This is a genomic window from Pseudoalteromonas sp. Z1A6, from assembly GCF_011378745.1.
GTDB classification, from domain to species: Bacteria; Pseudomonadota; Gammaproteobacteria; order Enterobacterales; family Alteromonadaceae; genus Pseudoalteromonas; species Pseudoalteromonas arctica.
Genome location: NZ_WTKW01000446.1, coordinates 1 through 2,831, shown reverse-complemented (window position 1 = coordinate 2,831; position 2,831 = coordinate 1). Strand labels below are relative to the sequence as shown.

At 39.8% G+C, this 2,831-nt stretch carries 2 protein-coding genes and 1 pseudogene; all 3 read left to right on the top strand.

The genetic code is table 11. From position 1 onward, the window contains the following. Positions 1–120, top strand: a pseudogene (locus GQR46_RS20720) (NUDIX hydrolase); the annotation flags it as partial. A gap of 271 nt (positions 121–391) precedes the next feature. Beyond that, positions 392–1,882 (top strand): SulP family inorganic anion transporter, encoded by a 1,491-nt coding sequence (locus tag GQR46_RS18315; RefSeq protein WP_165741948.1) that lies wholly within the window; start codon positions 392–394, stop codon positions 1,880–1,882. 10 nt (positions 1,883–1,892) lie between these two features. Beyond that, entirely contained in the window at positions 1,893–2,744 is an 852-nt protein-coding gene (locus GQR46_RS18310; RefSeq protein WP_165741945.1) for a universal stress protein, read from the top strand. The last annotated feature ends 87 nt before the right edge of the window (positions 2,745–2,831 follow it).

The window sequence follows — 2,831 nt, the reverse complement described above, 5'->3', positions numbered from 1 at the left end:
TTATTAATAAACTGCAAAGAAAAACAAACCAACGTAGCCCATAGAGCTGCTACATTGTACCGTTTTGACATAAACGTATATGAAAAATTAAGAGAGTTTGGTTTTACATTTGAGTTTTAAATATTCAAAAACATTATTAGATTAAAGTTTGGTCTTTAAGGCCAAACAGCATGCTGCTAAAGTGTATGTGTTACTTATAATTCGCCCGCATTATTAATACACACTAATCAAAAAGGAGCTTTTTACTTGAAACTTACGCCGCCCTGGGCAACCACTCCCTTTTTCATCAGCACGTTGCGTGCACCCTTAATCGCCATCTGCGCGAGAATCACGGTTATTTAAATAAAATATTCCCCTATACTTTGGGAAACTAACTAATTAGGTTACTTACATGTTTGATCACGTAAAAAGAGATTGGCTCTCTAATGTTCGTGGCGATGTGCTTGCTGGTATTGTTGTGGCGCTTGCCCTAATACCTGAAGCGATTGCCTTTTCTATTATTGCGGGTGTTGATCCAAAGGTAGGTTTATACGCCTCGTTTTGTATTGCGGTTATTATTGCCTTTGTTGGTGGGCGCCCAGGTATGATATCGGCAGCAACCGGAGCAATGGCACTGCTAATGGTCACGCTGGTTAAAGACTACGGTCTTGAATATTTACTTGTTGCTACCTTACTTACTGGCGTAATACAAATATTTGCAGGTTTTCTAAAGCTTGGTGAGTTAATGCGGTTTGTATCACGCTCTGTTGTTACTGGTTTTGTAAATGCATTGGCAATTTTAATATTTATGGCGCAGTTACCAGAGCTCACTAATGTGACTTGGCATGTTTATGCGATGACCGCGGCGGGCTTGGGTATTATTTACTTATTTCCGTATATTCCAACCATTGGCAAAATACTTCCCTCTCCTTTAGTGTGTATTGTTGTTATTACGCTTGTTTCACTGTTTTTAGGGCTTGATATTAGAACCGTTGGCGACATGGGCGACCTGCCTGACACTCTGCCTATATTTTTATGGCCTGATGTACCGCTAACACTCGAAACACTGCAAATTGTTTTACCCTACTCTATTGGTCTTGCTGTTGTCGGCTTACTTGAATCGATGATGACCGCGACTATTGTTGATGACTTAACCGATACAACAAGCGATCGTAATAAAGAGTGTAAAGGTCAAGGTATTGCCAATATTGGTGCAGGCTTATTTGGTGGTATGGCGGGTTGCGCCATGATTGGGCAGTCTATCATTAACGTTAAATCGGGCGGACGTGGTCGGCTCTCAACGTTTATTGCCGGTTCATTTTTAATTATCATGGTGGTATTTTTAGATGAATGGCTACGGTTAATTCCTATGGCTGCATTGGTTGCTGTAATGATTATGGTATCAATTGGTACGTTCTCTTGGGCATCCGTTAAAGATTTAAAAAAGAACCCGCTTTCGTCAAATGTAGTGATGATTTCCACCGTTATTGTGGTGGTTGCTACGCATAACTTAGCCATTGGTGTTTTAGTTGGCGTATTGTTAGCAACGTTGTTTTTTGCCAATAAAATTGGCCGCTTTATGGTGGTTAAAAGCAATCATGATGAAATCAACGACCAAATAACTTATGAAGTAGTTGGCCAAGTATTTTTTGCCTCTGCTGAGCAATTTATAGCGTCGTTCGATTTTAAAAATGCGGTTGCTAATGTAGTAATAGATTTAACCCATGCCCACTTTTGGGATATAACCGGTGTATCGTCACTCGATAAGGTGGTTATTAAATTTAGGCGTGAAGGCGCAACAGTTGATGTTATTGGTATGAATAGCGCAACCGAAACCGTTGTTGATAAGTTTGGTGTGCACAACAACCCTGAAGAAGTCGAAAAACTACTTGGCGGACATTAAGGAGAATGTAATGACTAAAATAATTACCTGTGTTGATGGCTCAGCCATCACTAAAAATGTAACCGAAGCCGCTATTTGGGCTTCAAAAAAGCTAAATAAACCCATTAGTTTTGTACATACGCTTGAAAAAGCCCAGCAAACTAATATCGGCAACTACTCTGGCAGCATTGGGATTGGCGCGCATTCTTCGCTGCTTAGTGAAATGGTAGCCCTTGACGAGCAGCGCTGCAAAGTAAGTTTAAAAATGGCTGACGAATTATTAAACTCCGTAAGTGAGCATGCTAAATCGGCAGGCATTACTAATTTTGAGTTAATTAAGCGCCACGGTGATTTGCTCGATACCGTTATCGACTTTAAAGACGACACTCGCCTTATTGTTATTGGACAAAATGGTACTGGGCATAGTAATAGCTTAGCGGTACTTGGCTCGCATATAGAAACCCTAATACGCAATGCAACCCAGCCTATCTTGCTTGTTCCTGAAACGTTTAAACAACCTACGTCATTTATGATTGCGTACGATGGCCGCGAAACAGCCGATAAAGCGCTACAACAAGTGATTGATGGCGGTTTATTACACGGCTTACATTGTCATTTAGTGAGTATTAAAAACAACGAAGAAGACCTTGAAGAAAAGTTTATTAACGCGCAATACAAACTCACCAGTATGGGTTTTAAAGTGTCAGCAAGCTTTTTAGAGGGCAATATTTTTAACTCGTTAATGCAATACAAAGAGCAAAATAATGTAGAACTAATTGTAATGGGTGCGTTTGGCCACTCTAAGCTAAGGCAGTTTTTTATAGGCAGCAACACTCTTAAAATGCTCGAAAACAGCGATGTGCCTGTGGTTATTTTGAAGTAAAGGTCACTTTTAAGTAAGTAACTGTTTTAAAAATAAATTTAATAGCCCACACCAAAAAGCCTAAAATCACTTAACTGATTTTAGGCT